At 72.1% G+C, this 2027-nt stretch carries 3 protein-coding genes; 1 reads left to right on the top strand and 2 read right to left on the bottom strand.

Features of this window, described 5'->3' with window-relative positions:
• On the top strand, nucleotides 1-533 hold a 533-nt coding region (locus tag ABZ641_RS34885; protein ID WP_359988391.1), incomplete at its 5' end, for a GyrI-like domain-containing protein.
• A gap of 442 nt (nucleotides 534-975) precedes the next feature.
• Here the strand turns inward: ABZ641_RS34885 and ABZ641_RS34880 are convergent.
• Entirely contained in the window at nucleotides 976-1572 is a 597-nt protein-coding gene (locus tag ABZ641_RS34880; RefSeq protein WP_359988389.1) for an NAD(P)-binding domain-containing protein, read from the bottom strand.
• 45 nt (nucleotides 1573-1617) lie between these two features.
• Nucleotides 1618-2027: inositol monophosphatase family protein (locus tag ABZ641_RS34875; protein WP_359988387.1), on the bottom strand; the 410-nt coding region annotated here is incomplete at its 5' end.

Below are 2027 nucleotides of genomic sequence, written 5' to 3'. Positions count from 1 at the left end.
GGGTCGTCGTCGAAGGCAGGGCGAGCATGCGGTACCGGATCGTGGAGAAGGAGTCGTTTCGGGTCGTCGGCAGGAAGGCCCGGGTCCCGCTCGTCCACGAGGGGGTCAACGCGGTCGCCGCAGCGCACCTGGAAGGCCTGGACGAGCGTGCGATCGTACGGATGAAGGAACTGGTCGGCCAGGAACCGAAGGGGATTCTGTCAGCGGCGGTGTACCTGACCGACAGCCGCGAAGAGGGCGCCGAGGCTGACTACTGGATCGGTGTGGTGGCCGGTCCCGAGGCGGCCGCCGAGGAACTCGACTCCCTCGACGTGCCGGCCGGGACCTGGGCCGTCTTCGACAACCACGGGCCCTATCCGAGCGCCCTTCAAGAGCTGTGGCGAGACGTCTTCACCCAGTGGTTCCCCTCGAACCCGTACACGAGCCGGACAGGTCCGGAGCTCCTGCGGACGCGGCCGGTGGAGATCGGCGCGGAAACCGACTCCCAGCTGTGGATCCCGGTCGAGCGCGGCCGCGGGAGTGCCGGGGTGTGAACACCGGTACCGCTGGTACCTGTCCCCGGAGGTCCGGCTCGGACGTCGACCGCAAGGCAGCGGTCAGGGTCTCGTCATCGCGAACGCAACTGCGCGCTGCCAGCCGTTCGTTCGGCCGCGGACCTGACCGGGCGCGGACCGCCCCTGCGGATCGGCCACGTCAGGGCGAGAGCCAAGGGTTCATCACGACCGAGTACCCCGGCTGCACCCAGCCCTGCCCTCGTCGACGAGGCTCGGTCCGTTGTCCCTGCAAAGGTGTCGTACGAGCTGCTCGTGGGCGGGACCGCCGCCCAGTAGCAGCCGGAAGGCAGGCAGGGCCCCGCCCAGACAGCGCGTTTGAGGGCCGACTCGGGGAATCCACCGTGTTTCACCGGTCGAGTACGGCCCGCCGACCACGCCGTGCAGATGGTCCGGGGCCGGGGGTGGTGTGCCGGGTCCGGGGTCAGCGGGTGATCGAGATCGCGAAGGGGGCGAATCCGCTGGAGCGGATCACGTGGGGCACGAACAGGATCGCGGCCTCCGTTGCGCGGGCGGTCCGGATTCCGCCGAGGTCGGTGATCCATTCGTCGTGCCAGCCGAGGTCGGCGAGGAGTTCGCGGACGGTCTGCTTGGCCCCGGGGTCGTCGCCGGAGAGGAACGCGGTGGGCGTCCGGGTGAGCGTGGCCGGGGCGGTCATCACCGGGAAGAGCATGGTGTTGAGGGTCTTGACGACGTGTGTGTCGGGGAGTGCTTCCTGGAGTTGCTCGGCGAGGCTCGAGCCGGGGTAGAGCAGGTCGGCGGGCAGGCCGTCCGGTCCGTCGGTGGTGGCGTTGGAGACGTCGACGAGGAGGGTGCCGCGCAGTTCGTCGCGCAGGGCGGCGAGCCGTTCCAGGGAGCCGGCGCCCGGGGTGGCGTTGATGACGATCCGGGCGCGTCGTGCGGCGTCGACGGCGGCGCCCGGTGTGCGGTCCGCAACGGTCACCTCGTGGCCTGCGCGGGTGAGGGCGGCGGCCAGGTTGCCGCCGACGCGGCCGTTTCCGAGTACGGCGATCGTGGTCATGAGGGTGTGCTCCCTTGTCGTGCGTGCGGGTGGGGTGGTGTTCGGTCAGCGTGAGAGGGTGGCGACGGCCTGGGCGTGGACGCCCGGCGCGGCGGCCAGGAAGCCTGCGCTCTGCGGGGTCCAGGGGCGGCCCTCGGCGTCGGAGATCCGTCCGCCGGCCTCGGTGACGAGGAGCGCGCCGGGCAGCAGGTCCGCGCGGGCGCCGGCGAACTGCCAGAAGGCGTCGAGCCGGCCGGCGGCCACGTTCAGCAGGTGCAGGGTCGCGGGCACGGCGACGCGGACGACGAGTGCGTCGAAGAGCATCGCGGTGATCGAGGAGCCGACGCGCCGGACGACGTCCTCGTCCTCGTCGGGCCGGGCCTGGCTGGTGGCCACGACGCCCAGGCCGAGGTCCGCGGTCCGGGAGACGTGCAGGGGCCGACCGTCGAGGTGGGCGCCCGCGCCGGTGAGCGCGG

This window comes from Kitasatospora sp. NPDC007106 (genome assembly GCF_040634455.1).
GTDB classification, from domain to species: Bacteria; Actinomycetota; Actinomycetes; order Streptomycetales; family Streptomycetaceae; genus Kitasatospora; species Kitasatospora arboriphila.
Note: the sequence above shows the minus strand (reverse complement) of the source record. Positions and strands in the feature narration are given on the sequence as shown.

Bases quoted from the DNA above. Each gene is read 5' to 3' on its own strand.
- ABZ641_RS34880 (WP_359988389.1), bottom strand. From the start codon at position 1,572: ATGACCACGATCGCCGTACTCGGAAACGGCCGCGTCGGCGGCAACCTG.